Consider the following 25127-nt stretch of genomic DNA (forward strand, 5'->3'; position numbering starts at 1 on the left):
GTGGGAGACGATGTGACGATTCGCTGGACCACCGGCGGCCTGGCCGTCGAGCTCGCGACCGGGCCCGAGGCCCCGGTCACGCTGCTGACGCTGACTCCGTCGGACGAACCGGCCCGCGGCCCCGAGCAGGTGCCGGAGCCCGCGCCGAGCGCGGGCACCCCGCCGCTGGTGGAGGTGCAGGCGCTCGGGCACGGGCGCTTCCCCGGCAGCCACCGGTACAGCTCGACCGCCGTCGGGGCGCGCCTGCGCTGCATAGGACACGAGACCGTCGGCGGCGATCTCCACGTCCACCAGCACGACGAGGTCACCGACCTGCGCGTCACCAGCGTGCTGAGCCCGCTCGGCGGGGCGCTGCGCGCCTGGACGGTCCTGCGCGCCGGATCGGCGCCGGTCACCGTCCAGGCCGTCACCTCCCTGGTGCTCGGCACCTTCCTCGGCGACAGCGGTTCTGACGTCGACGGGCTCGACGTGCTGTGGGGCGACAACGACTGGGTCGCCGAGTCCCGCTGGCACCGCGCGCCGCTGCGCGAGGTCGGCCTGCCCGCGATGGACCCGGCCGTGCACCACCACATGAACCGGGCGCGGATGGCCGTCACCACCCGCAGCTCGTGGTCCACCGGCGAGCGGCTCCCCACCGGTCTGATCGTCGAACGCGACGGCGGCTACGGCCTGGCCTTCCAGATCGAGCACAACGGCGCCTGGCACTGGGAGATCGGCGAGGACCGGACCGGCGCCTCGCTCGCGCTCCTGGGCCCCGCCGACGCCGAGCACCAGTGGACGGTCGAACTCGCTCCACAGGAGACCTTCACGTCCGTGCCCGTGGCGGTCGCGGTCGCCCGCGGCGGCGACCCGGTCGACTCGGCCCTGGCCGCGCTGACCGGCTACCGACGCGAGCTCGTGGCCCGCACCGGCACCGCCCGCCACGAGCGCCCGCTGCCGGTGGTCTTCAACGACTACATGAACACCCTCATGGGCGACCCGACCACGGCGAAGATCCTCCCGCTGGCCGAGGCCGCCGCCCGCGCGGGCGCGGACTGCTACTGCATCGACGCGGGCTGGTACGACGACGACGCGGGCGGCTGGTGGGACGCGGTCGGCGAGTGGGAGCCGAGCGCCTCGCGCTTCCCCGGCGGCCTCGCGGAGGTGCTCGACCGCATCCGCGACCTCGGCATGGTCCCCGGGATCTGGCTCGAACCCGAGGTCGTCGGCGTGCGGTCCCCGCTCGCCGGGCGCCTGCCGGAGGAGGCGTTCTTCCAGCGGCGCGGGCGGCGCGTCGTCGAGCACGGGCGGTACCACCTCGACCTGCGCCACCCGGCCGCCCGCGCCCACCTGGACGCGGTCGTCGACCGCCTCGTCGGCATGGGCGTGGGCTACTTCAAGTTCGACTACAACATCATGCCGGGGCCGGGCACCGATGCGGACGGTCTCGCGCCCGGCGCGGGGCTGCTGGAGCACTGCCGCGCCACCCTCGCCTGGCTCGACGGCGTGCTCGCCCGCCACGGCGGCCTGCTGATCGAGAACTGCGCCTCGGGCGGGATGCGGGCCGACTACGCGACCCTCTCGCGCCTGCACCTCCAGTCCACCTCCGACCAGCAGGACCCGCTGCTGTACCCGCCGATCGCGGCGGCCACGCCCGCGTCGATCCTCCCCGAGCAGGCCGGGCACTGGGGCTACGCGCAGCCCGAGATGAGCGCCGAGGAGTCGGCGTTCACCCTCGTCGCGGGGATCACCGGGCGGCTCTACCTCAGCGGCCACCTCGCGTCCATGGACGAGGCGCGGCTGGCGCTCGTCGGCGACGCGGTCGAGGCGCACCGCGGGCTCCTGCCGTTCCTCGCGCGGGCCGTGCCGTCCTGGCCGCTCGGGCTCGAGCACCGCGGCCCCTGGCAGGCCATGGCGCTGCACGGCGGCGACGAGGCGGTCCTGACCGTGTGGCGCCTGCCGGGCGCGGGCGACCGCGTCGAGCTGCCGCTGCCCGCGCTGCGCGGACGGAACGTCACGATCGAGCGGTGCTTCCCCGCGCCGGAGACCCCGGGTGTCGGATCATGGGAGTGGACGTGGGAGGCCGCCGACGGCGTGCTCCGCGTCCGGACCGAGACCGCGGCCCCGACCGCGCGCGTCCTGCGCCTCACCGCGGCCGACGACAACGCAACGAAGGAGCGCCCGTGACATCCCTGCCCAGACCGGACGAGCGGAGGCTCGCGGCGGAATGCGAGCGGCTGCTGGCGTTCGGCGCGAAGCTCGCACTGCCCGAGGGCGGCGCCGCCTACCTCGACGCCGAGGGCGAACCGGACCCCGCCCAGGGCGTGCACACGTGGATCACGGCGCGGACCGCCCACGTGTACTCGCTCGCCTCCCTGCTCGGCGCCTCCGGCGGCGAGGCGATCGCGGACGCGGCGCTGGCCGGCCTGAGCGGGCGGCTGCGCGACGGCGAGCGCGGCGGCTGGTTCCACGCCCTCGACGCCGACGGCAAACCGGACCGGGCCGGAGGGAAGTCCTGCTACGACCACGCCTTCGTGCTGCTCGCGGCCTCCTCGGCGCTGCTCGCCGGGCGCCCCGGCGCGGCGCCGCTCCTCGCCGACGCCGCCGAGGTCTACCTCGAGCGGTTCTGGGACGAGCGGGCCGGGCTGCCCCTCGACGCCTGGGACGCGGACTTCGAGCGGGCCGAGGACTACCGGGGGCTCAACTCCACCATGCACTCGGTCGAGGCCTTCCTCGCCGTCGCCGACGCCCTGGAGGCGACCGGAGAGCCCGGGGCGGCCGCGTGGCGGGACCGCGCGGCGAGTGCGGCCCGCTTCGCCGCGGGCCTCGCCGCCTCCCACGGCGACCGCCTGCCGGAGCACTTCGGCCCGGACTGGACTCCCGACCTCGAACTCAACCGCGAGCGGCCGGAGGACCGCTTCAAGCCCTTCGGCTCGACGCCCGGGCACGGCCTGGAGTGGTCCCGGCTGATGCTGCACGTGGAGGCGGCCGTCGGCGGGGACGAGGCCTTGGCCGCGGCGGCGGCGCGCCTGTTCGACAGGGCCGCCGCCGACGGCTGGGACGCGGACGGGGCCGAGGGCTTCGTCTACACGGTCGACTGGGACGGTGTCCCCGTGGTGCGCAGGCGGATGCACTGGGTCCTGGCCGAGGGGATCGCGGCGGCCGCGGCGCTGCACCGCCGCACCGGCGAGGACCGCTACGCCGACCGGTACGCCACGTGGTGGGACTACGCCGAGCGGCGCCTGATCGACCGCGACGGCGGCTCGTGGTGGCACGAGCTCGACCAGCGGAACCGTCCGAGCGCCTCGGTGTGGGACGGCAAACCCGATCTCTACCACGCGGTCCAGGCGACACTGCTGCCTCGCCTGCCGCTCGCGCCGACGCTGGCGCGGGCCCTGCGCGAAGGCCTGATCGGAGGCCGGGCATGAGCGCCGACGACGGCACCGTGACGGTGATCGGCGAGGCCCTCGTCGACATCCTGCGCACCGAGGACGGCTCGCGCGAGACGCCGGGCGGCAGCTCGGCCAACGTGGCGGTCGCGCTCGGCAGGCTCGGCCGCGAAGCGGTGCTCGCCACCGTCCTGGCCGACGACGCGAACGGCGCGACCGTGCGCCGCTGGCTGGAGGAGTCCGGGGTGCGCGTGGTGGCGGAGCCGCCGTCGACCGGGCGCACCTCCACCGCCCTGGTCGACCTGGCCGAGGACGGTTCGGCCGCATACGAGTTCGACCTGGCCTGGAACCTGACGGCGGAGCGGATCGCGGAGGCGGCGGACGGCGACCCGGCCGCCCTCCACGCCGGGTCCATCGCGACGGTGCTCGCGCCCGGGGCCGACGCCGTCGAGACCGCGATGCGGGCCGCGCGCGGGCGCTCGCTGGTGACCTTCGACCCCAACGCGCGTCCGGCGATCACCCCGGAGCTCGGACCGGCGCTGCGGCGGGTCGAGCGGCTGATCGCCCTGAGCGACGTCGTCAAGGTCTCCGACGAGGACCTGGCCTGGTACCACCCGGGAGCCGACCCGGTCGAGGTGGCGCGTTCGTGGGCCGGGCGGGGCCCGCTCCTGGTCGTGGTGACACTCGGGGCCGAGGGCAGCGTGCTGGTGCGCGGCGAGGCCGTCATCGACGTGCCCGGCGTCCCGGTGGCCGTGGCCGACACGATCGGCGCCGGGGACACCTTCATGGGCGCGCTGATCGACGCGCTCATGGGCTTCGGGGCGCGCGGCAAGGAGGCGCGCGGCGTCCTGGCCGCCCTGAGCCTCGAGCAGTTGCGGCTGGCGGGGGCCGAGGCCGCCAGGGCCGCCGCGATCACCGTCTCGCGCCCGGGCGCCGACCCGCCGACCAGGGACGAACTCGTCCGGTCGCCGGAGCGCGCCTGAGAGCGCCGCCTGCGGGGCGGTCCTGCCGGCGGGGTCAAGACCTCGGCGGGGCCGCCCCGTAGAGCGCCCGGTCGACCAGGCGCGGGCGAGGTCGGCGTCCGCCTGCGCGGTGCCGACGGATTCAGACGTGGAGGGCGGGCCGGTAGACGAGCTCTTGGCTGCGGCCGTCGAAGGTCCGGCTCTCGAGCAGCTCCAGGTCGAAGTCGGCCGCGCCCTCGAAGAGCGGGTCGGTTCCGGTCCGGCCGCTGACCACGGGGAAGATCGTCACCTGGACGCGGTCGACGAGCCCGGCGGCCATCAGCGCCCGGTTCAGCGACAGGCTGCCGTGCGAGCGCAGCGGCGTCTCGGACTCCTCTTTGAGCCGGGCGACGACGTCGACGGCGTCACCGCTGAGGACGGTCGCGTCCGGCCAGTCGAGCGGCCCTTCGAGCGTGTTCGACACCACCGTCGTCGGCATGCTCCGCATCCGGGAGTTCACCGGGTCGAGCTCGGCCTCGGGGATGGGGCCCAGCAGCTCCGTGAACTGCCGGAAGGTGGTGGCGCCGAGCACCATCCGCTGCTCCCCGCCGAGCACGGCGAGGCGGTTGCCGAGGAACTCGGGGCCTTCCTTGCCCCAGTAGCCGCCCCAGTCGCCGTCCGGGCCATAGGAGCCGTAGCCGTCGAGTGTGGTGAAGACGTCCCAGGTGTACGTGGCGGTCATGGCGCGCTCCTCGAATGCGAGTGGTCGGCTGTCGCAGATACGGACGAGACACCGCGGCGAAACTCATCGCCGCCGGTTCCGATGCCCGGACTAGTAGTCTTCTACGCGGGCCAGAAGGCCGAACGGGCGCGAAATGAGGAGCCGACATCCCCACACGATTCGAAGAACTCGACTACCAGGCCACCGCCATGGGCGAGGTGAGCCTGCGGCGCCGCCACGATCCGGTCGCGGACGCCGAGGTCTACGAGGTCAAACTCGGCGACGAGTACCTCATGTCCAGCCTGTTCACCGCCGCCGAGACCGAGCTCGCCCGCCTGGGGCTGGCCGCGGCCCGCGCCGATCGGCTCGCGGTCATGGTCGGCGGCCTGGGCCTGGGCTACACCGCCCGCACCGCCCTGGCCGACCCCCGCGTCACCGAGCTGACCGTGGTCGAGGCCCTCGAGCCCGTCATCGACTGGCACCGGCGCGGCCTGGTCCCCCACGCGGCCGAGCTCACCGGCGACGAGCGGACCCGCATCGTCCACGGCGACTTCTTCGCCTCGGCGCTGGCTCCGCCGGAACCGCGCCCGGCGGGCCACCGCCACGACGTGATCCTGCTCGACATCGACCACTCGCCGCGCCACCTCCTCCACCCGGCCCACGCCGCCTTCTACACTCCGGCCGGCCTCGGGCGCCTCGCCGCGCACCTGCGGCCGGGCGGCGTGTTCGGCATGTGGTCCGACGACCCGGCCGACGACGACTTCCTCGAGCTGCTGTCCGAGGTCTTCGACGGCACCGAGGCCCACCGCATCGCCTTCCCCAACCCGTTCCAGGACGAGGAGTCGGCCAACACCGTCTATATCGGGCGAATCCCGGCCCAGGGCCGGTGAGCCGCGCCGAACCGGCGGCGCCGCGGGGCCGCCGCGAGTGGCGGCGGCCTGAGGGATCGGGCATATTGGAGGTCGACACGAAGGGGCCGACCATCAGTTCCGAGACCGACCGCATGGCCGCGTTCGGCGGCCAGCTGCGCGCCGTCCACCAGCGGCTCCGGCAGGCGCTGGAGCTCGCCCGGCGGTCGATCGACGGCGAGGTCGACATCCCCGAAGGGCTGGATCTGCTGGTGTTCTGCCGCGGGTTCTGCTCCGCGCTCAGCGGCCACCACCGCAGCGAGGACACCGGCCTGTTCCCCGAGATCCTCGCGGCGCGTCCCGACCTGAAGCCGGTCGTCGACGATCTGGTGCGCGACCACAACATGCTCGAGCACCTCCTCGGCGAGTTCTCGGCCGCGCTGTCGTCCGAGGCGGATCCCGAGGCGCTGCATCGGCATCTCGACGGCATCGGCGCGATCATGGAGTCGCACTTCGGCTACGAGGAGCGCCGGCTCATCGAGGTGCTGGACGCCGTCGCGCCCGACGGCGACCCGCGCACGCTCCTGGGCGAGCTCGCCTGACCGGCCGGGCCGACGACACCGGCGGGTTCGGCGCGAGCAGGCACCCGTATAGATCCCGAACACCGCCGACCGCACACCGACCGAGGTCGATCGGCGGGTCGCCGGGGCGGAGCCACCGGGAGTCCGTCACCGGCGGTCGCGGTACCCGCTCGTACGGCCCTCGGGCCGGAACGGTCGAAGCGGCGGGTCCTGCTGCCGCTTCGACCGTTCGAACCCGGTCAGAGCGGCCGGATGTTGGTGGCCTGAGGGCCTTTCTGGCCCTGCTCGATGTCGAACTCGACCTGTTGGGATTCCTCCAGGTCGCGACGACCGGAGCCCTGGATCGCCGAGAAGTGCGCGAACACGTCCGCGGAGCCGTCGTCGGGGGCGATGAATCCGAAACCCTTGTCGCCGTTGAACCATTTGACGGTGCCTGTTGCCATGGAAATCACTCCTGTTTTCGTTGTGGATCGCGAAGCGGTCCTTCTTCGGTCCGCGCCGACGGCGCCGGCGCGGAAGATCATGATGCGCTCGAGAAGGCGCTCGGCGGCTCGGACGCCGCCGATTCCAGGTCGAGGGCGGCGCGGGCCTCGTCGAGCGTCCAGTAGACGCCGAGGACCTGCGAGTGAGGGCCGTAAAGGATGTGGTGGGGTCCGCTGACCGCGATGAATCCGGCGAACTCGCCGTCGAGTGTCGCGGCGTGGACGTCCTCGGCGGCCCGCCTCCAGCGGATACGGCTCTGCGAGGCGGTGTGTGTTGCGATTGAAGAGATGTCGACCTGATTCGTTGGAAGTACAGAAACGTCGTCTCGTCACATGACCGGCGACGTTGAGAGTGCCCGAAGGATTTCAGCAACGATGTGCGGAAAGGGCACATTGACCACGAGTAGTGGTTGAAATTCAGCGGTGGCTGCGGGTTTCGATACCGCACGCCTCGGCCAACAGTACACCATCGGAAGGCCGCGTCGTCCCGAAGTGAGATCGGAACGCCGGCGACACGGGTACTCGCGCTCGCCGGACCGCGGTGAGCGCGTCGGGTGCCGATTCGAGGGTGCGCCTAGCGACGCGCCATCCGCCGCAGAGCCGCACGGCCTCGTTCCGGCATCTCGGCGGTCGCCGCGATCAGCGCGTCCCTGGCGTCCTCCAGTTGATGGACCACCTGCTTGTAGCCCTTGGCGGACCTGCGACGGTCGTAGGCGATCTTGGCGCCGATCACGGCGGCCGCCGTCACACCCGCCACGACCGCCGCGATGACGACCGGTCGGGGCCGGGCCACGCCGACCAGGTCCGGGGCCACCGCTTCGGGACCGGCCGCGACCTCGAGAGGCAACTCCTGCTCGGCTCCGGCGTCCAGGTCTTCGCCCGGAGCTTCCTCATCTGAAGCCATGGCCGTCCCCTTCCGTTCCTGCCGAACACTGGACATCGACCTTAACGCCTCCGGGGCGGCTTCGGAGCGGTCGAACGGCATCAGATTGCGGCCTGGTCGGCGGACGCCTCGCGGGGGGCGCCGGGTCGTCGGTGCTCCGCAGGGCGGACTTCGCGAAGAAGGCGGCGAAGCGCGCGGCGGCGCGCAGGCGGCGGGCGCGGGTGAAGCCCTGCCCGCGAATCGAGGCGCCCAGGCTCAGCAGCTCGGGAAGACCGATCGTCACCACCGCGGTGACGCCCTCCTCGGGCCCGCCTTCCGCGGGTCGGATCCGGGTGTGCAGTGTGGTCAGTCCGCGCAGGAGCGCGACCGGCGTGCGGGAGCGGACGGTCTTCTCACCGGAGAGCTTCCAATCGCGGCCGTCGCCGTCGCGGAACGTCAGCGCGTAGGACATGGCCTCGGGCCGGCCCTCGGGGAACAGCGACAGGGTTCCGGCGACGTCCGCGCCGGTGACGACGCCCTCGACGTCGATCCGGCCCCGCACGGCGATCGGATGGGCCGGGTCGGCGAGGAAGCGGTCCATGCTCCGGATCCGGGCGCTCAGCCTCAGGTCCGCCACCGGTGCCCGTCGTCTCGGCGTGCGCATCCGCTCGCCGAACCCGACGCCGTCGCCCGCGGTGGCGGCCCGCCGCTCGGCCATGAAGTCGAACGCCGCGTCCTCCGGCACGGGGGCGGGCGCCACGTCGTCCCATTCCGGTGCGCGCCATCCCGTCCGGCCCGAGCGCCGGATCATCGCCTCGACCGAGCGCTCCGCGACGGCGAGGATGCTCGCCGAAGGGTTCACTCCGGTGGCGGCGGGAAGCCTGGACCCGTCCATGACGAACAGTCCCGGATGGCCGTGCACCTCGCCGTATTCGTCGACGACGCCCGTCTCGGGGCCCTCGCCCTCGGGCACCCCTCCCAAGGCGTGCACCGTGACCGTCCGGCGCAGCAGCGACCACGTCGGCGGATTGCTCATGCGGGCGCCGAACTGGCGGGCCAGCAGCGGCCCCACGCGGGACTGCGAGCGGTGCAGCTTCGCCTGCCACCGCGTGCGCCATGACAGCACGGCGTTCCCGTCGTCGCCGAGCCGCAGCACGCCGTCGGAGGAGTCCCGGCCCATGGCGAGGACGGCGAAGCCCCGGCGCCGGTCGGTGCCGCGGATCCGCCTCCACCGCGCGCGCAGCCGACGGCCGGGGATGACCGAATCGATCAGCTCGCGCAGCGGCATCGGGACGGCGCCGTCCTGGACCTGGTACCAGACCGATTCCCGCCCTTCGGGCACGTCCAGCACCGTCGTGGTGGTGATGGTGGGCCCGGTGGTCATGTCTCCGGTGTCGGCCGCATCGCCGGTGCGGCGGCGCAGTTCGGCCATCGTGAGGAAGTCGCCGTTGCCGGAGAAGCCGTGCCCGAGCCTCCGTGAGAGTCCGGGCAGGGTCCGGTGCACGTCTCGGGCGCGCAGCAGGAGCTCGGTGGTCGCGATCGCGCCGGCGGCCAGCACGACCTTCCCCGCCCGCCACCGCCGTTCGGGCGCCTCGGGGTCGGAGGGCGTCGAGGCGTGGACGTCGTAGCCGCCGTCGCACGGCTCGATGCGCTCCGCCTGCGCGTCGGTGACCGCCCGGGCGCCGGCGGCCTCGGCCACGGCGAGGTAGTTGTGGTCGAGTGTGTTCTTCGCCCCGTGGTTGCAGCCGAGCACGCATTCGCCGACGAAGGCGCAGCCCCGGCGCGGGACGCCGTGGCGATTCGGCCGCCACTGCTCGGGATCGCCGAAGGTCACCGCGAGGTTGGGGCGCATCGTGGCCTCGACGATGTCGCTCCGCGCCGCGAGGTCCTCGACGAGCGCCGTGCGCTCGGGGACGCGGCCGGTCCGCGGGTCGGGGCCGGTCGGGGCGACCTCCAGCATGTGGGCCGCGAGGTCGTAGTAGGGGTCGAGCGCTTCGCGGCGCAGGTGCGCGGGCCAGCGGGGGTCGAGCGCCCCGTCCGCGGGGCGGGCGAACACGTTGGCGTAGACGAGCGATCCGCCTCCCCATCCGGCGGCCTGCACGCTGGCCATGCGGTCGAGCCAGCGGATGTCGTAGAGCCCGCCGCCCGCCTGCCAGAGCCATCCCTTGCGCAGGTCCGGATCCCGGGGGAAGTCGCCGGGCCTCCATCTCCCGCCGCGTTCGAGGACCAGCACGGCGTGGCCGGCCTGGGCGAGCCGCGCGGCGGCCACGGCGCCCCCGAATCCGCTGCCGATCACGATCACGTCGGCGTCCATGCGCTCGGTCATGGTGTTCCCCTCCCCGGGTGCGTGTCTCGGGGACAAGGTCGCACGGTCCCGGCGGGGTTCGCGTCGGTGAGAATTACCTAGATCCGGTGCGCGTCAGTGGAGCTCGGGCATGTTCCGCAGCTGGCGGCGCGAGGTGATGCCGAGTTTGCGGAAGATGTTGTGCAGGTGCGCGTCCACTGTGCGCGGGCTGATGAACAGGCGCGTGGCGACCTCCTTCGACGTCGCGCCCGTGGCGACCTGCCGCGCGATGTGCATCTCCTGCATGGTCAGCCGGTTGTGAGCGTGTTCGGAGCGGCTGCGGGCCGCCTCCCCGGTCGCGCGCAGTTCGTCCGCGGCCCGCCGGGCGAAGGCCTCCATGCCGATCGCCGAGAGCTGCTCGTGCGCGGTGCGCAGGTGGTCGCGCGCGTCGCGGCGGCGGCCCTCGCGGCGCAGCCATTCCCCGTACCGCAGGTGCGCCCGCGCGAGGTCCGGCGCCAGCGGGGTGCCCGTCAGGTGCTCGACGGCCTCCCGGTGGTCGTCCTCGGCGCCGTGGACGAGTGCCCTCGCGCCCGCCGCGACGCCGCGGGCATAGGCGGTTCCGGCGGGCTCGGTGCGCCGGAGCAGGGACTCCAGCGCCTCCTCCGCGGCGGCGCGCTCGCCGCACCGGACCGCGGCCTCGACCAGTTCGGGCAGGACGAGGCCGGTGAGCAGGCCGCCGCCTTCGGCGGCGCGCGCGGCGGCCTCCAGCGCGGCAGGGTACTCGGCCAGTCCGTTGTAGAGCACGGCCGCGGGGCCGGGGGCGTGCGCGACCAGCTGGCCGATGCCCCGGTTCGTCGCGTCGGCGAACAGCTCGACGGCTTCGCGGCGGCGGCCGCGCATCGCCGCCAGGTGCACTCTCGGGTACATCTGCGGCACGTCGCCGAGGGCCTCGGCGATCGCCTCCTCCTCGGCGATCGCGGCCATCGCCTTCCCGAAGTCGCCGGTGAGCACCGCGGCCATCGCCACCTGTGAGAGGCCGAGCCGGGCGGTGAGCGGCGATCCGGTGTCCCGCCCGGTCCGCACCAGCCAGTCGACGACCTCCGTGTGCAGGTCCATGTCCCACAGTTCGCCCGCGACCATGGTGGCCAGGGCGGGCACCCGGGTCCAGTCGGCGTCGTCGCCGGTGAGGGCCTTCCGCAGCGCGGGCAGGCCGGAGCGGTGCCCTTCGGCGCTCAGCAGCACCAGCGCGTCGAGCAGATCCGGTTTCGGCGCGGGCGGCGCCGTGCGGGCCGCGTCGAGGACCCGGTCCATCACCCCGGCGGCCCTGCTGACGACGAGCCCCGTCTCCAGTGCGGTCACGAAGTGCTCGCGGGACCGCTCCGGGTCGACGGAGGCGAGCCGCCGGGCCGCTCTCAGGATGAACTCCGGCCCGCTGGCGGCCCCGTCCTCGCCGGAGACGAAGGCGATCTGCCCGCGCAGCAGGTCGATCGAGGCGTGCCGCTCGTCGTCGAGGGTCTCGGTGTCGATGCCGGACAGCAGGTCCGCCGCCGCGTCCGCCCGCCCCGCCTCGACGGTGGCCTTCGCGGCGGCGATGGTGCGCTCGACCAGTCTGTCGGGGTCGAGCGACAGCGCCGCCGCGCGTTCCAGGAACGCGGCCGCGGCCGCGACTCCGCCGCGCGCCTGGGCGCGCGAGGCCGAGGACTCCAGCTCGGCCGCGACGTCCTCGTCCGGTCCGGCGGTGGCCTGGGCGCGGTGCCAGGCCCGCCGGTCCGGTGCGGCCTCCGGGTCGGTGGCCTCGGCCAGTGCCCGGTGCGCCGCGCGCCGCCGGTCCGGTTCGGCCGCGCGGTATGCGGCCGAGCGCGCCAGCGGGTGGCAGAACCGGGCGCGCGTGCCGAACCGCACCAGCCCGGACGCCTCCGCCGCGGCGCGCGCGGCGGGCACGTCGATGCCGAGCGCTTCCGCCGCGCTCCACAGCAGGCTCGGGTCGCCGGTGGGGTCGGCGCTCGCGAGGGCCAGCAGCAGCCGCGCGCCGGGGGGCAGTTCGGCGATCCTGGCCCGGAAGCTCCGCTCGATCCGGCTCGCGACGGGCGAGGGCGTCGGCAGCTCGAAACCGCCGGCCTTCGGCAGCTCGATCAGGGCCAGCGGGTTGCCGCTCGCCTCGGCGAGGACGCGCTGGCGCACCCGTTCGTCGAGCGTCACGGCCTTGGCCTCGGCCAGCAGCGCCCGCGCTTCGGCCTCGCTCAGACCGCCGACGGCCAGCCCGGGAAGGTCGTCCAGCCCGCCGGCGGCCCCGGTGTCGCGGGCGGCGAGGACCATCGCGATCGGCTCGGCGGCGATGCGCCGGGCCAGGAACACCAGGGCCCTCACCGAGGCGTCGTCCAGCCAGTGGGCGTCGTCGACGAGGCACAGCAGCGGCCGTTCCGCGGCCGCGGCCGCCAGCAGCTCCAGCGCGGCCAGGCCGACGCGGAACGGCTCGGGCGCGCCCTCGGCCAGCCCGAACGCCACCTGGAGGGAATGGCGGTAGGGGGCCGGAAGCGCATCGAGGTTCGCCAGCACCGGCACGCACAGTTGGTGCAGCGCCGCGAACGGCAGCTCTCCTTCGAACTCCGCCCCGGACGCGCGGATGATCTGGAACCGCTCGGGGGCCGCGTGTTCGACGTGGTCCAGCAGTGCGCTCTTGCCGATGCCCGGCTCGCCGCGGAGGACGAGCACGCCGCCCTCGCCCCGGTCGGCGGCGCCGACCAGGGACAGGAGGCGCTCGGTCTCGTCGCGCCTGCCGACGAGCGAGCCCGGTGTCCTCGTGCGCATGGTGCCAACCATAAGTGAGAGGCCGTCATCGCGACGCACCGGCGCACAGCGGCGGCGGCCCGGAACTAAGTGGTTTTCACCGATGCGAGCGGGGACGCCTCCGCGCGAGGGTGGAGCCATGCGGGAGCGGACAGCGCCCGCCCGTTCGAGGAGAGGACGCACAACGATGAACACGCCCACCGTCCTGGTGACCGGCGCGACCGGAACCGTCGGCGCCGCGCTGGTGCCCGCCCTGCGGGCCCGCGGCGTCGATGTCCGCGCCATGACCCGCGGCCGCGCCGTTCCGGGCGCCGCGAACGTCGTCGCCGACCTGCGGGATCCCGAATCGGTCGCCGAGGCGCTCGAAGGCGTCGACGCGGCCTTCCTCAACAGCCCTTCGGCCGAGGACGCCGCGGCGCTCCAGATCCGGTTCGCCGACCTCGCCCGCGACGCCGGCGTGGGGCGGCTCGTGGTGCTGTCGCAGTACGCGGCCCGCGCCGACTCGCCGGTGCGGTTCCTGCGCTGGCACGCCGAAGTCGAAGCCCATGTGGGCGGCCTCGGCCTCGATCACACCGTGCTGCGCCCCAACCTGTACATGCAGGGGCTGCTCGCGTTCGCCCCCGCCATCGCCCAGGGCCGGTTCGCCGCGCCCATCGGCGAGGCCGCCGTCAGCCTCGTCGACACCAGGGACATCGCGGACGCCGCCGCGGCCGTGCTGACCGGCGCCGGGCACGCCGGCCGGACCTACACGCTGACGGGGCCCCGCGCGGTGACCCACGGCCAGATCGCGCAGGCGCTCACCGCCGCCACCGGGCGGGACATCGCCTTCCACGAGGCGACTCCGGAGCGGTTCGCCGCCTCGCTGGCCGGGATGCTGCCGCCTTGGCAGCTCGAAGGCCTGGTCGAGGACTACGCCCACTACGCCCGCGGTGAAGCCGCCGAGGTGCACACGTCCGTCGCCGACCTCACCGGGCGCCCCGCGCGCGACATCGCCGACTTCGCCCGCGACCACACGGCCGCGTTCGCCGCGGCCGACGGACACGCGAGCTGACGGCCCCGACCCTCCAGAGGGGAGAGCAGAACAAGCCGGGAATATTGCTCGTTCTCTCGCCTCCGCCTGTCGGATTTTCGACAATCGGCGGTATCGGAACCGATGGCGGCGGCCTCACAGCCGTGGTCCACTGTGTCGGGGCCAGGGCGGTCCACTTGCGGCAGCGCCTCCGTTCGCCGATTCAGGCCTGCACCACGGCTGAGAGGCCCCGAGGAATCGACCTGACCTCCAGTGTCCACCGCCGGCGGACGGCCGCACGGCCGTACCGGCACGCCTTGCACACGAGAGGAATCGCCATGAGCGCAGGCAATGCACGTCTCGCCGTCGACCAAGTGCCGCGGGAACGCCACGTGACGTTCCTCGGCCCCAGCGGCCGCGCGGCCTCGATGCGGGAGGGTGGCAGATGACGGGAATGCGAATGCGCAAGTCGTCGGCGCTGGTGTGGGCGACGGGCGCGGTCGTCGCATTTCTCGGTGCGCTGCTCGCCGTTCCGTCGGCGGCCCTCGCCGAGGAGGCCGCCCCGACGCGCGCCAAGGAACCGGCCGTCATCTCCCTCGGCGACAGCTTCATCTCGGGGGAGGCGGGCCGCTGGCGGGGCAACGGCAACACCGTGTTCGGCAGCCGGTACGGCACCGACCTCGCCGCATACGACTGCAAACTGTGGGAGACCTCGTGCTCCTACGACGCGACCAGGGTCTACGGATCGTCGTACGCCAACGGATGCAACCGCTCCGCCGGAGCGGAGATCCACCACCTGAGCACCGTCCGCGTCAACGGGCAGTCCTTCGACATCGCTGAGGACAACCGCCTCAACATCGCCTGCTCGGGAGCGACGACCGCCGACATCCTCCGCACGTCGTTCAAAGGCGAGCGGCCGCAGATCGAGCAGCTCGCGGACCATGCCGCCGCCAAGGACATCAAACTCATCGTGCTGTCCATCGGCGGCAACGACATCGGCTTCAGCAAGGTCATCGCGGACTGCGCCAGGGTATTCAGCGTCGTGCCCGAAGGGCAGCACTGCAACGAAACCGTGGGGCCGCAGATGCCGGACCGGATCGACACCATGAGGACCAAGGTCGAACAGGTCCTCATGGCCGTCCAGGACACCATGGGCGACGCCGGCTACAACGACTCGGACTATCGCCTGGTCCTCCAGAGCTATCCCTCGCCGATCCCGAGGGGAGAGGACAACCGGTACGGGGAGAAGTACTCTCGGCTCTACACCGGCGGATGCCCCTTCTTCAACGACGACTCGGACTGGGCCCGCGACGCCCTCATACCCGCGCTCGCCGAGTCGCACGAGCAGGCGGCGGCGAGCGTCGGCGGGGTGGACTTCCTCGATCTCCAAGACGCCCTCGAGGGCCATGAGGTCTGCGCCAAGGGCGTCAAGCAGTCCGCCAGCGGCAACACGCTCCAGAACCCGCTGCCCAAGGCCGAGAGCGAATGGGCGCGGTTCATCGTGTCGGGTCTCGCCCAGGGCCAGCAGCAGGAGTCCATGCACCCGAACTTCTACGGACAGCAGAAGATGGGCGAGTGCCTGGACGCCATGGCGGAGACCGCCGCGCGCGCCTTCGCCTGCGACAGTCCGGTGTGAGGAGATCGGCTTTAGGAGCACCGGAGGCCGGGCGGCGCTCGCCGCCCGGCCTCCGTTCGCGTCGGTTGAGGGCTACAGGCCCTTGACGACGCCGCGGCTCACCGCCGCGTCCGTGCCGTGCTCACCTGCCTGCGCGACGTCGCGGGCGACTGACTCCCAGGCCCGGCACCGCACCGGCCTGCGGCGCGTCGAGCAGGACCTCGCGCCTCAGTCGTGATGGGTCTGCCCGCGGTGCACCAGTCCGGTCTCGTAAGCGAGGATCGCCAGTTGGACCCGGTCGCGGAGGCCCAGCTTGGCGAGAATCCTGCCGATGTGGATCTTCACCGTGCCCGGCGCGATGTCCAGGCGCTCCGCGATCTCGGCGTTGGTGAACCCGCGTGCGACCTGGATCGCGACCTGGCGTTCCCGGTCGGTCATCGCCCGCAGCCGCCGGTCTTCTCGGACGCCGGTCGCCGGGTCGGGCAAGTGGGCCGCGAAGGTGTCCAGGAGCCGCCGGGTCAGGCTGGGGGCCACGACGGCGTTCCCTTGGTGGACGGCGTGGACGGCGTCGAAGAGCTCGGTGGGCCGGGCGTTCTTCAGCAGGAAGCCGCTGGCCCCGGCCCGCAGCGCGGCGTAGACGTTCTCGTCGTTGTCGAACACGGTCAGCACGAGCACCCGGATGCCGGGATCGGCGGCCACGATCGACGCGGTGGCCCCGATCCCGTCGAGGACGGGCATGCGGACGTCCATGAGCACGACGTCCGGGCGGCACCGCCCGGCGACGTCGATCGCCTCGGCGCCGTCGGAGGCCTCGGCCACCACTTCGACGTCCGTTCGGGTCTCCAGGATCATTCGGAACGCCTGGCGCAGCAGCGGCTGGTCGTCCACCAGCATGACGCGGACCGTCATGCGGACCTCCGGTCCACGATGAGCAGTCTGGTGCGGACTTCCCAGCCGCCGTCCGGCAGCGGTCCGGCCTCGAGACGGCCCCCGTAGGCGGCGGCGCGCTCGGCCATGCCCGTGAGCCCGCGGCCCCGCCCGTGCGGGGCGGGGCCCGGCGGCCGGCCGCCGCGGTCGGTGACCCTCAGATCGATGTGCCCCTCGCCGTATTCGAGCCGCACGGTGGCCGAGGCCGAGGGCCCGGCGTGCGCGAGAGTGTTGGTCAGTGCCTCCTGCACGAGCCGGTAGACCGTCAGGCTCAGACCGGCGCCGCACCGGACCGGGGTGCCGCCGCGTTCGAGGCGCACCCGCAATCCGGTGTCGCCCACGCGCTCCAGCAGCTCGTCGAGCTGGTCGACACCGGGCTGGGGCGCCAGCGTCGTCTCACTGTCGGTCTCGTCGCCGCGGAGCACCGTCACCAAGCGGTGCATCTCGTCCAGGCACTGCCTGCCGGTGTCGGCGATCGTGCCCAGCGTCTCGGCGGCGCGCTTCGGCGAGTCGGCGGCGGTGAGCCCGGCGCCGTCGGCGAGGGCGACCATCACCGCCATGTTGTGGGAGATGATGTCGTGCAGTTCGGCGGCGATCCGGTTGCGCTCCGCGGCGAGGGCGAGGCCGGCCCGCTGCCGGTCGCGTTCGGCCAGGTCCGCCCGGTGGGCATAGTGCGACCGGAGCGCCGTGCCCGACAAGGCGACCGCGGCGAGCGCGAAGGAGAGCGCCACCAGGTCGGTCCGGCCGAGATCGCCCTGGAGGGCGGCGGCCACGAAGGCGGCTTCGAGGGCCGCGACGCCTGCCCACCACCGTTTCCAGGGACGGAACCGGGCGGCGGCGTACACGGCGGCCAGCGCGACGACCACCGGGTAGGTGAGGCCGCCCGGCCCTGCGAACCAAGCCGCCGCGACGAGCGCCAAGACCGTCCACAATGCTGCTGTAGGCGCCCGTCGCCGCCACAGCAGCGGCAGGTGGACCGCGGCGAACCACAGCCAACCGCCCGCCGCGACGTCGGCGCCGACCGTCTGCGGCACGTTCGCCGCGGCGACCGCGACCGCGATCCCCGCGTCCGTCGCCATCGGGTGACGCGCGGTCATTGCCCGAACCGCTTGCATGACTCGCACTCTAGAGCGCGGTTCGGGCCGACAGGCCGCTGCGGCCTCCCAGGCGGACCATCGCGAACGCCGCGGCGGCGGCGACCACCGCCCCCGTCGCCAGGGACTGCGCGTCTCCGGCGAGGATCCCCTGCACGAAGAGCGGAATCACCGCGGCCTCCAGGGCGAGGCAGCCGAGCGTGAAGGCCAGCACCGTGGAGCGCTTGACCTCTCGCACGCGGGTCGAGGCCCACACGACGGCGAGCACGGCCGCGACGCCGTAAGCCACCGGCAGGAGCCAGGGGGCTCCCGCGGAGGCCAGGAACACCATGCCGAGGAAGCCGGCCGCGTAGAGCCCGGCTCCGACCGCGAAGGACCGCCACAGCCGCGCCCGACCGTCCTGCCCGGGCGTCATTCGCGGGGTCCGCGGCAGCCGCACCGCGGCCACGGACAGGGCGGCCGCCAGCAGGCACAGGACGGCCAGATGGAAGGCGAATACCGATCCGCTGTGGACGGTTATGTCCTCGCCGTTCAGGATGAACCTCGCCAGGCCGAGCGCGGCCGTCACCGCCGTGAGGACCACTGTGGTCTTCGCGGAGAACCACGGCCTTCCGCTGCGGCGCGGGAAGAGCCGGTCGACCACCATCACCGGCAGCAGCACCGAGAACAGGCCGTGCCAGGGGAGGATGTAGGTCATCCACGGCACCTGGAGGTCCCCCACCAGTCCGTAGCCGGCGAATTCGGGGAGCGAGCTCTCCAGCGGGTAGTAGAAGGTCTCGGAGAACAGCCCTTCGTTGAAGACGCCGTAGACCATGCCCAGGACCCACAGGCCGGTGGCGCCGAGGCCGAGCCGCGCGGCGATCTCGCGCAGCGCCAGCACCGGCAGGCCGTACACCACGATCGTGAAGGGGAAGAAGATCATCGGCGAAAGGAAGTCGGTGGGCCGCATGGCGCCGCTGGGGAGCTCCGCCAGCATCGGCGACAGCACCATCAGCGCCGCCACCGGCGCCGCGGCGCCCATGCCGCGCCCGCGTTTCGTACTCGTTGTGGTCATGGTCCCGAACGTATTGGCGAGCGGCGCCGATCTCGACCCTCCACGGTCGGATCTTCGGCAGCGGCCACTATGCCCGGAGGCATACTCGGAAGCGCTCTTGCCGAGCGAAACCCATTCGCGCCCCCGGCGAGATCGGCTTCCACGACTGGACGCCGACGAGTGGTTCAAGTCCAATGGAGCCGTTCTTGGAGCAGGGTCCGCTCGGCGGGGTTGGCGGTGAGGGCCAGCGCGCGTTCGTCGGCGGCCTCGGCGGCGCGTGCATCGCCGAGGGCGCGGAGCAGTTCGGCGCGGGTGGCGTGGAGGAGATGGTGGCCTTCGAGGTCGTCGGCGATCGTGTCGACCTCGGCCAAGGCCGCTCGGGGCCCCTTGGTGTACCGCAGGGCGATGCCCCGGTGGAGCCGGACGACGGGCGAGGGGGCGAGATGGAGCAGCATGTCGTAGAGCAGGACGATCTGCTCCCAGTCGGTGGAGGCCCAGTCCGCGGCCTCGGCGTGACAGGCGACGATGGCGGCTTGGAGCTGATACGGGCCGGGGGCTCGGCGCCCGGCGGCGCGGGCGAGCAGGGCGGTCGCCTCCGCGATGGCGGTCTGGTCCCACTGCGAGCGGTCTTGGTCGGCCAGGACCACGATGCGGCCTTCGGAGGTGAAGCGGGCCCCTGTGCGTGCCCGGTGCAGGCGGACGAGGGCGAGCAGGCCCGCCGTCTCGGGGTCGTCGGGGACCAGTTCGTGCAGGAGGGCGGCGAGCCAGGCGGCGTCCTCGACCAGGCGGTGCGAGTGGGCGTGGTCGGCGGTGGCGAGGTAGCCCTCGTTGAGCAGGAGGTAGATGACGGTGCGGACCTCGCCGATACGGCTGGTGAGGTCCTCGTCCGCGGGGAGGCGGTAGGGGATGGCCGCGTCGGCGATCTTGCGTTTGGCGCGCGTGATGCGCTGGGCGACGGTCGATTCGGGGACGAGAAAGGCCCGGGCGATCTGGGCGGTGGTCAGGCCGCAGACGACCCGGAGGGTGAGCGCGACCTGCGCGGCGCGGGGCAGGGCCGGGTGGCAGCAGGTGACGATCAGGCGGAGGCGGTCGTCGGGCTCGGTGCGGACCGGCCATTGCAGTTGGGCGAGTTTGGCGCGGTGATTGCCTTCACGGCGCAGCAGGTCGAGTCCGCGGTTGCGGGCGACGGTGAACAGCCAGGCGTCCGGACGGTCGGGCACGCCTTCGACCGGCCAGCGCTGGAGAGCGGTGAGGACGGCGTCCTGGACGAGGTCTTCGGCGGTGGCGAAGTCGCCGATCAGGCGCACGAGGACGGCGGCGAGCCGGCCCGCGTGCTCGCGCACGGCGCGGGCCAGCTCGTCGCGGGCCGGGTCGGTCACGACTCGAGCGGCCGGATCTCGACGGTCGGGCAGCCGGGCCAGGACCGGGCCATGCCCAAGGCTTCGTCGAGGTCGGCGACGTCGACCTCGACGAAGCCGCTGACGACTTCCTTGCCTTCGACGAAGGGCCCGTCGGTCACGACCGGAGTCGCCCGGTCGAGGCGGACGGTGGTGGCGGTGTGCGCGGGCATGAGTTTGCGGTGCTCTCGGATCTTGTCGGCATGCTCGTCCATCCACCGGCCGACCAGGGCGTAGGCGCGGTCGCGGTCGTCCGGCGCCATGGCCTCGAGCTCGGCGGCGTACTGCTCGGTCTCGACGAACATCAGCACGTACTTCATGTGCTTCCTCCTAGTCCTGCAGCTCGGCGAGCCGACGCGTCATCTCGTCGTCGTCGACGTCCTCGACATGGGTCGCCACGGTCCAGGCGTGCCCCCAGGGATCGACGATGGATCCGGTGCGGTCGCCGTAGAAGTGGTCCTCGACCGCGCCGAGGAGCGTCGCGCCGCGTTCGACGGCCCGCGCGACGACGCGGTCGACGTCCTCAACGTAGACGAACAGCGAACACGGCGTGCCGCTGATCCCGCCCGGAGGCGGGGCCTGGGTGCCGACGGCCGGAGAGGCATCGTCGACCATGACCACGGATTCCCCGATCTGGATCTCGGCGTGGGCGAGGGTGCCGCCGGGGCCGGGGACGCGCATGCGCTCGGCGGCGCCGAAGGCCTCGCGGTAGAACTCGAGCGCCTTCGCCGCGCCGTCCACGACCAGGGCGGGCGTCACGCGCGGATAGGTGGATGGAATCGGGTCGGGATCGGCTGTCGGTGACATGGGTCTGCTCCTTCGCTGGAATGGTCTCTCATAGTCGAGACGAATGGGCGGGCCCCGGTTTCGACAACGCCGCGACACGAAATTCCGTCCTCTCCGGGAGCGCTCGGCGCCGGCGTTCGGGCCGGACCGCACCCCGGGGTCAGGCGCGTTCGTAGGCGCGGGTGGCGAGCGGTGCGAACACCGCCACGAGTGCCGCGGACCAGGCGAGGGTCCACAGGATGTCGCCGGTGACGGTGTGGCCCGCCGGGAGTGCGTCGGGGCCGAGCATGAGGCCGCGCATGGCGCCCGCGACGACGGTGACCGGCTGGTGGGCGGCGAAGGTCTGGAGCCAGCCGGGCATGGTCTCGACCGGGACGAACACGGCGCTGGTGAAGCCGAGGGGGAACACGAGCATGTAGACCGCGGCCTGGACGGCTTCGGCGGAGCGGATCAGCAGGCCGACGGTGACCATCATCCAGGCGACGCTGAAGGCGAAGGCGAGCACGAGCCCGATGGCGGCCAGGACGTGGAGAAGGTCGGTCTGCCAGCGGAAGCCGATGAGCGCGCCGACGCCGAGCATCACGAGCACGGTGAACAGGGCGCGGGTGAGGTCGGCGACGGTGCGGCCGGCGGGGACGGCGAGGCGGGCCATGGGCAGCGACCGGAACCGGTCGACCGAGCCCTTCTGGAGGTCGTCGGCCATGCCCGCGGCGGTGTTGGCGCCTGAGAAGAGCGCGAACTGGGCGATCAGGCCGGGGATGAGCCAGTTGACGTAGGCGTCCTCGGCGCCGGGCGGGAGCGAGGCGGTGACCGCGCCGCCGAAGACGTAGGTGAACATGAGGATGAAGATGACCGGCATGACCGCCGAGAGCGGCAGGACGCCGGGGATTCTGAGGGTGTGGCGCAGGTTGCGGCGGGTGATGACGGCGGTGTCGGTGATCAGGCGGGTCAGGCCCGGGCGTGCGGGTGCGGCGATGGCGGTCATGGCGGGGCCTTTCAGCGTGCGGCGGCGGTGAGTTCGAGGAAGACGTCGTCGAGGGTCGGCTTGCGCAGCGCGACGGCGGTCGGTTCGATGCCTTGGGCGACAAGGGCATCGACGGTGGTGCGCAGGTCGGCGTAGCCGTTCGGGGCGGGGATGTGGAGGCCGGTGTCGCCCTCGGGGACGGCGCCGGTGAGTGTCGCGGCGGCTTTGTCGCGGTCGGCGGCGGCGAGGCCGAGGGCGATGACGGCGCCTCCGGTGCGGTCCTTGAGTTCGTCGGCGGTGCCCTCGGAGACGATGCGGCCCCGGTCGATGACGGCGATGCGGTCGGCGAGACGGTCGGCTTCTTCGAGGTACTGCGTGGTGAGCAGGACGGTCGTGCCGCCGTCTACGAGGCGCTCGATCATGTCCCATACATCGCGGCGGCTGGCGGGGTCGATGCCGGTGGTCGGCTCGTCGAGGATCAGCAGCGCTGGGCGGCCGACGAGCGAGGCGGCGAGGTCGAGGCGGCGGCGCATGCCGCCGGAGTAGGTCTTCGCGTAGCGGCCCGCGGCCTCGGCCAGGCCGAACCGTTCGAGGACCTCCTCGCCGCGTCGCCGGGCTTCACGGCGGCCGAGCCCGTAGAGGCGGCCGACCATCTCGAGGTTCTCGGCGCCGGTGAGGTACTCGTCCACCGCGGCGTACTGCCCGGCCAGGCCGATCGCGGCGCGGACCGCGGCCGGCTCGGCCGCGACGTCGGCACCTGCGACGCGGGCGGTGCCCGAGTCGGCCTCGATGAGTGTGGCGAGCACCCGGATGAGGGTGGTCTTGCCCGCGCCGTTCGGACCCAGCAACGCGAACACGCCGCCCGCCGGGACGTCGAGATCGACGCCGCCGAGCGCGGTCACCTCCTTGCCGAAGCGTTTTCGCAGCTCAGCAACCTGAACTATTGAGGCCATGGCGACTTCCCCTTTAGTGAACTTTATCAAGTACATCTCAGAGTATACAAATGAGAGTACTAGAATCAAGGCCCAGGCAAGGAGCATGAGGAGGCGCGGTGGCTGAGGACGTGCGCGCGGAGCCGGTCCGCAGGCTCAAGCGGGCCGAGCGGCGCGAGCAGATCCTGGACGCGGCGACGGCCGCGTTCTCGCGTGCGGGCTACGCGGCGACGAGCCTGGACGACGTGGCGGCCTCGGCGGGGGTCAGCCGGGCGATCCTCTACCGCCACTTCGATTCCAAGGCCGAGCTCTACCAGCAGGTCCTCGACCGGGTGTGCGACCGGCTCGACGCCGAGACCGGACGGGGCCGCTACGACGAGGCCGCGATCGAGGGCCTGGTGCGCGCGGCCGCCGCAGACCCCGACGGGTTCCGGCTGCTGTTCGACCACGCGATGCGCGAGAGCGAGTTCGCCGAGCGGATGCTCGCCTTCCGGCAGACCATGACCGACACCGCCCACCGGTACATGACCGACGTCGTTCCCGATCCGGCGTGGGCGCGGTGGGCCGCGCAGATGGCCTCGACGACCGCGATCGGCGCGGTCATGGCCTGGCTCGACGCCGGACGACCCGACCCCGACCTGATCGCCGACCGCATCCGCGCCACCGTCGAAGGCATCATCCACGCCGCCCAGGCGAAGCGCTGAGCCGACGGAAACGGTCAGTCCCCAGCGGCGCGCCGATCGCACGTGTGGGTCTCGGGCGACCGTGAGGCCGGAGGCGAGGCTGAGCGCAGGTCCCACAGATCGGCCCGGCCGGCCGAGGACAGCGCCGGCTCGGCCCAGCTGGCGCGGCGGAACACCTCGCGGTCGCTGACCGCTGAGAACTTTCCATACACCTTCAAGGCGGCCTATCGGCCGCGTGCCTGCCGCGGGACGGGGCCCCTCGCGCCGGGGCCACGTCCCCGCCCCGCGGCAGGCACAGCCAAACAAGGACGCCTTGAGGATGAAATGAAAGTTCCGGCCGGAACCCTTGGCCGGGGACCCCGCCGGGCGCGCACCCAGGGCGGTTGAGGGCGGGCCCCTGCGGTGCCGCCCTGTCGCGGGTCAAGCGTAATGCGCGCCCGACCCCGGCCAATGAACCCGGCCTCAAGCTCAGATCCACAAGAGACTGCACCGCTAGTGCACCGCAAGCAAGGGACAACAACGGTCACGAACGGGTGAGATCGGAAAAAGAGAAAAGCCCGTCAACTCAGCACTGACGCTGGTCAACGGGCTGTTTGGCGGAGGATGGGGGATTCGAACCCCCGACCGGCTATCAACCGGAACCCGCTTAGCAGGCGGGCGCACTAGGCCACTATGCGAATCCTCCGAGACGCGGGCGAGGCCGGGAACCGGCCTTGGCACGTACCGAGAAACGAGCATACCGGCAAGCGAGCCTGTGTGAGAAGCGGGTTCCCGTCGGTCAGAGCCAGCTCACGTGCGGGGCGACCAGCAGGTATCCGACGAAGGCCACGATGTCGAGGAGTGTGTGGGCCACCACCAGCGGGCCGGTGCGCTTCCAGCGCAGGAACGCGAGGGCGAACACCGCGCCCATCACGGCGTTGCCGATGAAGCCGCCGAAGCCCTGGTAGAGGTGGTAGGTGCCGCGCAGCAGGGAATGGGAGACGACGATCGCGACGGGGCCCCAGGCCAGTTGGCGCAGGCGCGTCACGAGGTAGCCGACGCCGATGACCTCTTCGAGGATCGCGTTCTTCAGCGCGGCGAGGACGAGGATCGGGACCGCCCACCACACGTCGTTGAGGTTCGCGGCGCTGATCGTGGCGTTCAGGCCGAGCGCGCGGGCCGCGAAGTACAGGCCAAGGCCGGGGATGCCGATCGCCGCGGCGAGGACGGCGCCGCCGAGCAGGTCGAAGGCCGGGCGCCTGCCGTCGAGGCCGATGAGGCGGAAGGGGTCGCCCCGGTCGAGGGCCAGGAAGTGGAGGGCGAGCGCCACCGGCGCCATCGCGAGCACCAGGCTCAGCAGCTGCCGGGAGAGGTCCAGCCAGGGGCGCTCCTCTTCGGCGCGGGCGCTGTTCATGGATTGGACGGAGTCGGCCAGTCCGCCGGGCTCGGTGAGGGTGGCCACGATGTCCACGACGGCCCAGAGCGCCGAGGCGCCGAGGGAGAGGGCGAGGACGATGACGAGCTCGCGCCGTATGACGGGGGCGGGGAGGGCCTGGTTCGACATAAGAGCCAAGCGTGCCAGAGCCGGGCGGGATTCCCGCTGGTGGTCGCACGTCGTGTGCGACGGGGCGCGGGTTCGGCGGCGCAGAATCGGAGAGGTAGAGGCGAGGTGCTGTGAAACTCATCCCACTCGGCGACGCTCACTATCGCGGCACCACGCTTTTCTACCACCGACCTGCCGCCCCGTCTGTCGGCTCCTTGACACTCGAGAGTGCGAGTCGAGTAAGGTTAGCGCAGCCTTACCTGAGAGGGGTCGACGATGGGATTCGCATGC

General features: G+C 72.9%; 22 protein-coding genes and 1 tRNA gene. 8 read left to right on the forward strand and 15 right to left on the reverse strand.

Annotated features, from left to right (window positions below; genetic code table 11):
• Positions 1-12 precede the first annotated feature (12 nt).
• The 3 genes from YWW_RS37010 to YWW_RS0121835 are packed head-to-tail and all read left to right on the forward strand — an operon-like array spanning position 13 to position 4351.
• Complete coding sequence (locus YWW_RS37010) at positions 13-2166, forward strand: glycoside hydrolase family 36 protein (RefSeq protein WP_026931777.1); 2154 nt, start codon at positions 13-15, stop codon at positions 2164-2166.
• Positions 2163-3407 (forward strand): AGE family epimerase/isomerase, encoded by a 1245-nt coding sequence (locus YWW_RS0121830; RefSeq protein ID WP_026931778.1) that lies wholly within the window; start codon positions 2163-2165, stop codon positions 3405-3407. Before YWW_RS37010 ends, YWW_RS0121830 begins: the two co-directional genes overlap by 4 nt.
• Complete coding sequence (locus YWW_RS0121835) at positions 3404-4351, forward strand: carbohydrate kinase family protein (RefSeq protein ID WP_026931779.1); 948 nt, start codon at positions 3404-3406, stop codon at positions 4349-4351. Before YWW_RS0121830 ends, YWW_RS0121835 begins: the two co-directional genes overlap by 4 nt.
• 121 nt (positions 4352-4472) lie before the next feature.
• Here YWW_RS0121835 and YWW_RS0121840 read toward each other — a convergent pair whose 3' ends face one another.
• A complete protein-coding gene (locus tag YWW_RS0121840) occupies positions 4473-5051 on the reverse strand; it encodes a dihydrofolate reductase family protein (RefSeq protein WP_026931780.1) in 579 nt (192 codons plus the stop codon).
• Positions 5052-5239: 188 nt separating this feature from the next.
• On the opposite strand from YWW_RS0121840, the gene YWW_RS0121845 reads away from it, so the two are divergent.
• Together YWW_RS0121845 and YWW_RS0121850 are read left to right on the forward strand one after the other, a co-directional pair.
• Entirely contained in the window at positions 5240-5920 is a 681-nt protein-coding gene (locus tag YWW_RS0121845) for a polyamine aminopropyltransferase (RefSeq protein WP_051326170.1), read from the forward strand.
• Between the two features lie 65 nt (positions 5921-5985).
• Positions 5986-6480 carry a hemerythrin domain-containing protein gene (locus tag YWW_RS0121850; protein WP_211228652.1) on the forward strand — a complete coding sequence of 165 codons (495 nt, stop codon included), beginning with the start codon at positions 5986-5988 and terminating at the stop codon, positions 6478-6480.
• Between the two features lie 218 nt (positions 6481-6698).
• On the opposite strand, the gene YWW_RS0121855 is transcribed toward YWW_RS0121850, so the two are convergent.
• The 4 genes from YWW_RS0121855 to YWW_RS0121870 all read right to left on the reverse strand — a co-directional run bounded on the left by YWW_RS0121855 (position 6699) and on the right by YWW_RS0121870 (position 12895).
• On the reverse strand, positions 6699-6902 hold the full coding sequence (locus YWW_RS0121855) for a cold-shock protein (protein ID WP_026931783.1): 204 nt from the start codon (positions 6900-6902) through the stop codon (positions 6699-6701).
• A gap of 613 nt (positions 6903-7515) precedes the next feature.
• Positions 7516-7845: a hypothetical protein gene (locus YWW_RS0121860; RefSeq protein WP_026931784.1), complete on the reverse strand. Its 330-nt coding sequence runs from the start codon at positions 7843-7845 to the stop codon at positions 7516-7518.
• Positions 7832-10129 (reverse strand): GMC oxidoreductase, encoded by a 2298-nt coding sequence (locus tag YWW_RS32215; RefSeq protein ID WP_051326171.1) that lies wholly within the window; start codon positions 10127-10129, stop codon positions 7832-7834. Before YWW_RS32215 ends, YWW_RS0121860 begins: the two co-directional genes overlap by 14 nt.
• Before the next feature lie 93 nt (positions 10130-10222).
• A complete protein-coding gene (locus tag YWW_RS0121870; protein WP_026931785.1) occupies positions 10223-12895 on the reverse strand; it encodes a helix-turn-helix transcriptional regulator in 2673 nt (890 codons plus the stop codon).
• A 166-nt stretch (positions 12896-13061) separates the two neighbouring features.
• On the opposite strand from YWW_RS0121870, the gene YWW_RS0121875 reads away from it, so the two are divergent.
• Positions 13062-13925 carry an SDR family oxidoreductase gene (locus YWW_RS0121875; RefSeq protein WP_026931786.1) on the forward strand — a complete coding sequence of 288 codons (864 nt, stop codon included), beginning with the start codon at positions 13062-13064 and terminating at the stop codon, positions 13923-13925.
• 418 nt (positions 13926-14343) lie between these two features.
• Positions 14344-15519, forward strand: coding sequence for a GDSL-type esterase/lipase family protein (locus YWW_RS32220; protein WP_162145980.1), 1176 nt, complete (start codon positions 14344-14346; stop codon positions 15517-15519).
• Between the two features lie 207 nt (positions 15520-15726).
• Here the strand turns inward: YWW_RS32220 and YWW_RS0121885 are convergent, their stop codons facing one another.
• From YWW_RS0121885 to YWW_RS0121920, 8 genes are all read right to left on the reverse strand, one after another.
• Positions 15727-16407 (reverse strand): response regulator, encoded by a 681-nt coding sequence (locus YWW_RS0121885; RefSeq protein WP_026931787.1) that lies wholly within the window; start codon positions 16405-16407, stop codon positions 15727-15729.
• Positions 16404-17522 (reverse strand): sensor histidine kinase, encoded by a 1119-nt coding sequence (locus YWW_RS32225; RefSeq protein WP_162145981.1) that lies wholly within the window; start codon positions 17520-17522, stop codon positions 16404-16406. Before YWW_RS32225 ends, YWW_RS0121885 begins: the two co-directional genes overlap by 4 nt.
• A gap of 28 nt (positions 17523-17550) precedes the next feature.
• Positions 17551-18573, reverse strand: a complete 1023-nt coding sequence (locus YWW_RS0121895; RefSeq protein WP_155830324.1) for a hypothetical protein — start codon at positions 18571-18573, stop codon at positions 17551-17553.
• A gap of 164 nt (positions 18574-18737) precedes the next feature.
• On the reverse strand, positions 18738-19931 hold the full coding sequence (locus tag YWW_RS0121900; RefSeq protein WP_026931789.1) for an RNA polymerase sigma factor: 1194 nt from the start codon (positions 19929-19931) through the stop codon (positions 18738-18740).
• Positions 19928-20269, reverse strand: a complete 342-nt coding sequence (locus tag YWW_RS0121905; RefSeq protein ID WP_026931790.1) for a YciI family protein — start codon at positions 20267-20269, stop codon at positions 19928-19930. Before YWW_RS0121905 ends, YWW_RS0121900 begins: the two co-directional genes overlap by 4 nt.
• A 10-nt stretch (positions 20270-20279) precedes the next feature.
• On the reverse strand, positions 20280-20756 hold the full coding sequence (locus YWW_RS0121910; protein ID WP_026931791.1) for a VOC family protein: 477 nt from the start codon (positions 20754-20756) through the stop codon (positions 20280-20282).
• A 139-nt stretch (positions 20757-20895) separates the two neighbouring features.
• Complete coding sequence (locus YWW_RS0121915) at positions 20896-21720, reverse strand: ABC transporter permease (RefSeq protein ID WP_026931792.1); 825 nt, start codon at positions 21718-21720, stop codon at positions 20896-20898.
• Between the two features lie 11 nt (positions 21721-21731).
• Entirely contained in the window at positions 21732-22652 is a 921-nt protein-coding gene (locus YWW_RS0121920) for a daunorubicin resistance protein DrrA family ABC transporter ATP-binding protein (RefSeq protein ID WP_026931793.1), read from the reverse strand.
• Between the two features lie 98 nt (positions 22653-22750).
• Here YWW_RS0121920 and YWW_RS0121925 point away from each other — a divergent pair, with 98 nt between their 5' ends.
• Positions 22751-23335 carry a TetR/AcrR family transcriptional regulator gene (locus YWW_RS0121925; protein ID WP_026931794.1) on the forward strand — a complete coding sequence of 195 codons (585 nt, stop codon included), beginning with the start codon at positions 22751-22753 and terminating at the stop codon, positions 23333-23335.
• 573 nt (positions 23336-23908) lie between these two features.
• Here YWW_RS0121925 and YWW_RS0121930 read toward each other — a convergent pair.
• A tRNA-Ser gene (locus tag YWW_RS0121930) sits at positions 23909-23999 on the reverse strand.
• A 93-nt stretch (positions 24000-24092) separates the two neighbouring features.
• Positions 24093-24866: a CPBP family intramembrane glutamic endopeptidase gene (locus YWW_RS0121935; protein WP_425402707.1), complete on the reverse strand. Its 774-nt coding sequence runs from the start codon at positions 24864-24866 to the stop codon at positions 24093-24095.
• Positions 24867-25127: the final 261 nt, after the last annotated feature.

Origin of the sequence: Glycomyces tenuis DSM 44171, from assembly GCF_000427885.1 — a bacterium.
GTDB classification, from domain to species: Bacteria; Actinomycetota; Actinomycetes; order Mycobacteriales; family Micromonosporaceae; genus Glycomyces; species Glycomyces tenuis.

Excerpts from the sequence above, each read along its gene's own strand:
- YWW_RS0121835 (WP_026931779.1), top strand. The coding sequence starts at position 3,404 with ATGAGCGCCGACGACGGCACCGTGACGGTGATCGGCGAGGCCCTCGTC.
- YWW_RS0121840 (WP_026931780.1), bottom strand. The coding sequence starts at position 5,051 with ATGACCGCCACGTACACCTGGGACGTCTTCACCACACTCGACGGCTAC.
- YWW_RS0121845 (WP_051326170.1), top strand. The coding sequence starts at position 5,240 with ATGGGCGAGGTGAGCCTGCGGCGCCGCCACGATCCGGTCGCGGACGCC.
- YWW_RS0121855 (WP_026931783.1), bottom strand. The coding sequence starts at position 6,902 with ATGGCAACAGGCACCGTCAAATGGTTCAACGGCGACAAGGGTTTCGGA.
- YWW_RS0121860 (WP_026931784.1), bottom strand. The coding sequence starts at position 7,845 with ATGGCTTCAGATGAGGAAGCTCCGGGCGAAGACCTGGACGCCGGAGCC.
- YWW_RS32215 (WP_051326171.1), bottom strand. The coding sequence starts at position 10,129 with ATGACCGAGCGCATGGACGCCGACGTGATCGTGATCGGCAGCGGATTC.
- YWW_RS0121870 (WP_026931785.1), bottom strand. The coding sequence starts at position 12,895 with ATGCGCACGAGGACACCGGGCTCGCTCGTCGGCAGGCGCGACGAGACC.
- YWW_RS0121875 (WP_026931786.1), top strand. The coding sequence starts at position 13,062 with ATGAACACGCCCACCGTCCTGGTGACCGGCGCGACCGGAACCGTCGGC.
- YWW_RS32220 (WP_162145980.1), top strand. The coding sequence starts at position 14,344 with ATGCGCAAGTCGTCGGCGCTGGTGTGGGCGACGGGCGCGGTCGTCGCA.
- YWW_RS0121885 (WP_026931787.1), bottom strand. The coding sequence starts at position 16,407 with ATGACGGTCCGCGTCATGCTGGTGGACGACCAGCCGCTGCTGCGCCAG.
- YWW_RS32225 (WP_162145981.1), bottom strand. The coding sequence starts at position 17,522 with ATGACCGCGCGTCACCCGATGGCGACGGACGCGGGGATCGCGGTCGCG.
- YWW_RS0121895 (WP_155830324.1), bottom strand. The coding sequence starts at position 18,573 with ATGACCACAACGAGTACGAAACGCGGGCGCGGCATGGGCGCCGCGGCG.
- YWW_RS0121905 (WP_026931790.1), bottom strand. The coding sequence starts at position 20,269 with ATGAAGTACGTGCTGATGTTCGTCGAGACCGAGCAGTACGCCGCCGAG.
- YWW_RS0121910 (WP_026931791.1), bottom strand. The coding sequence starts at position 20,756 with ATGTCACCGACAGCCGATCCCGACCCGATTCCATCCACCTATCCGCGC.
- YWW_RS0121915 (WP_026931792.1), bottom strand. The coding sequence starts at position 21,720 with ATGACCGCCATCGCCGCACCCGCACGCCCGGGCCTGACCCGCCTGATC.
- YWW_RS0121920 (WP_026931793.1), bottom strand. The coding sequence starts at position 22,652 with ATGGCCTCAATAGTTCAGGTTGCTGAGCTGCGAAAACGCTTCGGCAAG.